The sequence below is a fragment of the Ramlibacter sp. genome (genome assembly GCF_013697775.1).
Lineage (GTDB): Bacteria > Pseudomonadota > Gammaproteobacteria > Burkholderiales > Burkholderiaceae_C > Ramlibacter.
The window spans coordinates 1-5,215 of the sequence record NZ_JACCWG010000145.1; the positions used below are offsets into that span (position 1 = coordinate 1).

General features: G+C 66.5%; 6 protein-coding genes. 4 read left to right on the plus strand and 2 right to left on the minus strand.

Annotated features, from left to right (window positions below):
* The 3 genes from H0U68_RS07140 to dctP form a co-directional block, all read left to right on the plus strand.
* Positions 1 to 353: FAD-binding oxidoreductase (locus H0U68_RS07140; protein WP_296354050.1), on the plus strand; the 353-nt coding region annotated here is incomplete at its 5' end.
* Entirely contained in the window at positions 334 to 1,386 is a 1,053-nt protein-coding gene (locus H0U68_RS07145) for an ABC transporter substrate-binding protein (RefSeq protein ID WP_296354053.1), read from the plus strand. The genes H0U68_RS07140 and H0U68_RS07145, both read left to right, overlap by 20 nt.
* A 4-nt stretch (positions 1,387 to 1,390) precedes the next feature.
* Entirely contained in the window at positions 1,391 to 2,488 is a 1,098-nt protein-coding gene (gene dctP / locus H0U68_RS07150) for a TRAP transporter substrate-binding protein DctP (protein WP_296354055.1), read from the plus strand.
* Between the two features lies 1 nt (position 2,489).
* Here the strand turns inward: dctP and H0U68_RS07155 are convergent, their stop codons facing one another.
* Entirely contained in the window at positions 2,490 to 3,581 is a 1,092-nt protein-coding gene (locus H0U68_RS07155; protein ID WP_296354057.1) for a saccharopine dehydrogenase C-terminal domain-containing protein, read from the minus strand.
* 141 nt (positions 3,582 to 3,722) lie between these two features.
* On the opposite strand from H0U68_RS07155, the gene H0U68_RS07160 reads away from it, so the two are divergent.
* Positions 3,723 to 4,211 carry an Lrp/AsnC family transcriptional regulator gene (locus H0U68_RS07160; RefSeq protein ID WP_296354060.1) on the plus strand — a complete coding sequence of 163 codons (489 nt, stop codon included), beginning with the start codon at positions 3,723 to 3,725 and terminating at the stop codon, positions 4,209 to 4,211.
* A gap of 18 nt (positions 4,212 to 4,229) precedes the next feature.
* Here H0U68_RS07160 and H0U68_RS07165 read toward each other — a convergent pair whose 3' ends face one another.
* A complete protein-coding gene (locus H0U68_RS07165) occupies positions 4,230 to 5,003 on the minus strand; it encodes a fumarylacetoacetate hydrolase family protein (RefSeq protein ID WP_296354059.1) in 774 nt (257 codons plus the stop codon).
* Positions 5,004 to 5,215 lie beyond the last annotated feature (212 nt).

Genomic DNA, 5,215 nt, shown 5'->3' on the forward strand with positions numbered 1-5,215 from the left:
ATGCACGGCCGCGCGCGCAGGCCATCGCCGAGCTGTGCCGGCGCATGGCCGGCCTGTTTCCGCCGCTCGCGCACGCGCAGGTGATCCGCTTCTGGTCCGGCGTCGAAGGCTCGCTGCCGGACCACCAGCCGGTGATCGGGCCCTCGGCGCGCCATCCGCAGCTGCTGCATGCCTTCGGCTTTTGCGGCGCCGGCTTCCAGACCGGTCCCGCCGTGGGCGAGGCGCTTGCGCAGTGGGTGAGCCGCGGCCGCCCGCAGGTGCCGCTCGACGCTTTCGCCATCCAGCGCTTTTCCTCCCTGTCCTCCACCACCGCATCCACTGAAAGGAACACGCATGTTTCCTCCCCTGCCTAAGAAAGCAGGCCTGCTCGCGCTCGCCACGCTCGCCGCTGCGGGCACCGCCGTTGCCCAGCAGAAGACGCTCTACATCGGCATGAACGGCGGCGTGATGGAGCAGTCGTACACCAAGTACGTGTTCCCCGCCTTCGAGCGCATCCACAACGTGAAGGTGGTGGTGGTGCCCGGCACCTCGTCGGACATCCTGGCCAAGGTGCAGGCCAGCAAGGAGAAGCCGCCGGTGCACGTGATGTTCCTGGACGACGGCGTGATGATGCGCGCCGTGAAGATGGGCCTGTGCCAGAAGATGGCCGACACGCCGGTACAGAAGGACCTGTACCCCGCCGCGCGCATGGCCGGCGGCATGGCCGCAGGCGTGAACGTCGGCATGACGGGCATCGGCTACAACAAGAAGCTGTTCGACGAAAAGAAATGGCCGGCGCCGACCTCGTGGATGGACTTTGCGGACCCGAAGTTCAAGGGCAAGGTGGTGTTCCAGTCGATGCCGTCCAGCAGCTTCGGGCTGCACGGCTTCCTGATGTTCAACCGCATCCAGGGCGGCAGCGAGAAGAACGTGGAGCCGGGCTTCGCGAAATGGGGAAGCACCATCGGCCCGAACGTGCTTGAGTACATCCCCAGCTCGGCCAAGCTCAGCGAGATGGTGCAGACCGGCGAGGCCGCGGTCTTCCCGCTGACGCCGACCAGCGTGGCCACCCAGAAGGCGCGCGGCATTCCGATGGAGTACGCGAACCCGAAGGAGGGCGCCGTGCTGCTGATGGTGGCCGAGTGCGTCACGGCGAACAACGACAGTCCGGACCTCGCGCAGAAGCTGGCCGAGTTCCTGCTGACCCCGCAGGCGCAGGCGGCGGCCCTGGAGTTCGGCAGCCAGATCCCCAGCAACGTCAAGACGCAGCCATCATCCCCTGCCTCGCAGGCGATGGTGGGGCAGTTCAAGGGCTACATGAAGACCGTGGTCACGCTCGACTGGGACGCCGTCAACCAGGCGCGGCCGGAGTGGAACACGCGGTGGAACAAGCAGGTGGAGCGCTGAGGACATGGAACGCCGACAATTCATCGCCAGGGCCGGCACCGCAGGTGCGGCGATCGCGAGCGTCGCCGCGCCCGCCATCGCGCAGACCGGCGCGCCCGAGATCCGCTGGCGCATCGCGTCCAGCTACCCCAAGAGCCTGACCTCCATTTATGGGGCCATGGACATGGCCACCAAGCGGATCGCCGAACTCACCGCCGGCCGGTTCAACGTGAGCCTGCACGCCGCCGGCGAACTGGTTCCCCCGCTGGGCGTGCTCGATGCGGTGGAGGGCGGCACGGTCGAAGCGGGCCACAGCGCCAGCTACTTCTACATCGGCAAGGATCCGGCGTTCGGCTTTCACACGGCCCTGCCCTTCGGGCTGGGCCTGCGGGCCCAGAACGCGTGGCTGTACGAAGGCGGCGGCGGCGCGCTGGTCGACGAGTTCCTCGCGCCTTACGGCGTCATGGTCCTGCCACTGGGCAACACCGGCGCGCAGATGGCGGGGTGGTACCGCAAGGAGATCAAAAACGCCGCCGACCTCAAGGGCCTGAAGATGCGCATCGGCGGCCTGGGCGGGCTGGTGCTGTCGAAACTGGGCCTGGTTGCCCAGCAGCTGGCGGCCGGAGACCTGTACACCGCGCTCGAGAAAGGCACGATCGACGCGGCCGAGTTCGTGGGCCCACTGGATGACGAGAAACTGGGCCTGCACAAGGTCGCCAAGTACTACTACTTTCCCGGCTGGTGGGAGGGCTCCGCGTCGCTCGCGCTGTTCATCAACCGCAAGGCGTGGGCGGCGCTGCCGGCCCAGTACCAGGCGGCGATGAAGGTGGCTGCCGCCGAAGCCAACCAGTGGCTCACCGCCAAGTACGACACCGAGAACCCGCAGGCGCTGCGGCGGCTGGTGGCCGGCGGAGCGCAATTGCGCAGCTTTCCCAAGGAGGTGACGCAGGCGGCGTTCCTGGCGGCGAACGAGCTGTATGCCGAGATGTCCGGGAAAAGCCCGGGCTTCCGGAAGATCTACGCGCAGTGGTCCAAATTCCGTTCGGAGCAGGTCATGTGGCAGCAGTTCTGCGACCTTCCCTTCGACAACATGATGGCCGGCCTGCTGCGCACCAAGACCTGATTCAGCAGATCGACGCGATCTGGCGCGATCGCTCGTACGCGCTGCCGAAGCGGTTCGCCAGGAAGTCCGGCAGCCTCACGCTTTCCTGCGCAAGGAAGCCGGACTGCGGCAGCTTTCCCGACCGGAAGAGATCCACAGCCGCGCAGATGCCGGCGGCGGTCGTGATCTGGATCGCCGACAGGGCGTGCTTTCCTTCGCGCTCGGCGAAGATCTTGCGTGCAAAGACCTCCTGGAGCAGGGCCCCGTTCCTGATGCCGGACACCGTGACGAACACCAGGACGACGTCCTGCATCGTCGCCGGCATCGAGCGGCGCATGATGCGCTTGAGCTGGTCCTGGTCGCTGTGCAACTGCAGATCGCGCAGCAGGAACTGCATCAGGTCGCGGTGGCCGGGGTAGCGCACCGTCTTGTAGTCGAGATCGCGCACGCGGCCCTGGAGGGTTTCGCACAGCGTGCCGAGCCCGCCCGAGGTATTGAATGCCTCGTACTCGATGCCGTCGAGCGAGAAATGCTCGAGCCCTTCCAGCGGCAAGCCCTCGATCACCTTGGAGTCGCGGATCGCCTCGCAGGGATGGCAATACTCGTTGATGAGCCCGTCGACGCTCCACGTCAGGTTGTACTTCAGCGCGTTGGTGGGGAATTCGGGCAGCGCGCCGACGCGCATCTTCACCTCGTGCAGCGTTTCGAACGACTGCGCCATGTGGTGGGCGACGATGCCGATGAACCCGGGAGCCAGGCCGCATTGCGGCATGAATGCGGTCTTCGCTCCGGCGGCGATGTTCTTGATCTCCTTGGTCGCGGCGACGTCCTCGGTCAGGTCGAAGTAGTGGCAGGACGCCTCCCGGGCCATCCGGGCGGCTGTGATCGCCAGGTGGTAGGGCAGCGCGTTGACCATCACCTGCCGGTCGCGCAATGCCGGGGCGATCGATTCGAGCGACGCGCCGACGACCTGGGTGCCCATGCCTTCGGCCGCGAGCACGGCCAGCGCGTCGGGGTTCTGGTCGAACACGGTGACTTCGTAGTCGCCCGTGCCATGCAGCAGGCGGGCGATGCGCTGGCCGATGTGGCCGGCGCCGAGGAGTGCGACTTTCATGAGAGTCTCCCTTTTGCGAAACGCGTTGTGGTTGCGGAAATTCTATGGAGCCGCATTGACGATTGATAGCGTAATATGGTCGATTTGCCGTCCGATCCAGACGAAACGTCCGTTCATTTCGACGAAACGTACAATGTGCGCATGCCTGCAACCCGCCGCCGCGCTACTGCCCAACGCGAACCCTTCCCGCTTGCCGCACCCAGGGATGCGCTGGACCGCGAACTCATCTCGCTGCTGCAGGCGAACGCGCGAGAGAGCGTCGCTGACCTCGCCCGCAAGCTAGGCGCTGCGCGCACGACGATGCTGGCGCGTTTGGCGCGCCTGGAGGCAAGCGGCGCCATCGTGGGATACACCGTGCGGCTCGGCACCGAGGCCGGCGAGCAAGGCGTGCACGCCTACGTCGGCATCTCGATCAACCCGAAGCTGCAGCGCGATGTCATCCGTCGCCTCACGAAGCTGCCGGAACTGCGCCAGCTTGCGTCCGTAAGCGGCGAGTTCGATTACATGGCGATGCTGCGCGCGCCAACGACCATGCGCCTGGACGCTTTGCTCGACGAGATCGGGGAGCTGGATGGCGTGCTGCGGACAACGACGTCCGTTGTGCTGGCGGTGCGCGTCGACCGGGTGTGAGGCCGGCGCCCCGCGGCGTTACACGACGTCCATGGCCACCTCGCCCAATCCGTCCACGGCGAACACAACGCGGTCGCCGGGTGTGACGGAGAAGGTCGGAATGAGGCTGCCGGTGATGACGACCATGCCGCTTGTCAGGCCGCGCTGGCGTTGCGCCAGAAGATTCGCGAGCCAGGCCAGCGTGGCGAAGGGATCTTCGGCATGGCCTTCGCCCGACAGCTTGCCGTTGATCGTCTGCGTGCCCCGCACGCCGGCGACGTCGCGCGCCGTCACCGCCTTCATCGGCCCCAGTACCACGCCGCCGTTCCAGCAGTTGTCCGCGATCATCGAGGCCGCCTTCGTCTCGGTGTACACGGCGTTGCGGTCCTCGATCAGCTCGTAGGCGGCCATGGCGCCGGCGACGCAGCGTGCCGCGCTGTTGGCGGTCCACGGGGCTTGCGTTGCCGGCATGTCCGCGCCGAGCTTGAGCGCGATCTCGCTTTCGACCCGCAGGTTGACGAAACCGGCCTTGGCGATGCGCGCCGGCGTCGGGTGGATGGTGTTCGCGAAGATCGCCGCGCCGCACGGATGGTTGATGCCCATGAGCTGCTGCATCACCTTGGTGGTGGTTGCGACCTTCACGCCCGCAACGGGGCCGTAGACCGGTTCGGCCAGGCGCCAGTAGGCTTCCTGGGCCGCGTACGCTTCGTCGATGGATGCGGGCGCCAACGCGTCGGGGAGGTTCGCGTACGCCTGCCCTGCGCAGCGCGCGTCCCACATGTGGCGCGCCATGGATTCAGCTCGTGTGTTCATCTCATCCCCTTGGATACGCGGCCTGCGATGGCCGGTGCATGCCGGGATACTAGCGCGAGCCACGCGCAAAAAAAATGGGTCGGCAGAAGCTAGTGTGGTGCGCGCCTCTGTTCTGTACTTATCGTGAGATCGCAGCCAATGCAGCCTTGGCTCTGGTGACCTTGGCCAGGATGTCCGAAGCACTGGCTGTCCAGATGAATGGTTTGGGGTTG

Coding starts and splice junctions, on each gene's coding strand:
- H0U68_RS07145 (WP_296354053.1), top strand. CDS start 334: ATGTTTCCTCCCCTGCCTAAGAAAGCAGGCCTGCTCGCGCTCGCCACG.
- dctP (WP_296354055.1), top strand. CDS start 1,391: ATGGAACGCCGACAATTCATCGCCAGGGCCGGCACCGCAGGTGCGGCG.
- H0U68_RS07155 (WP_296354057.1), bottom strand. CDS start 3,581: ATGAAAGTCGCACTCCTCGGCGCCGGCCACATCGGCCAGCGCATCGCC.
- H0U68_RS07160 (WP_296354060.1), top strand. CDS start 3,723: ATGCCTGCAACCCGCCGCCGCGCTACTGCCCAACGCGAACCCTTCCCG.
- H0U68_RS07165 (WP_296354059.1), bottom strand. CDS start 5,003: ATGAACACACGAGCTGAATCCATGGCGCGCCACATGTGGGACGCGCGC.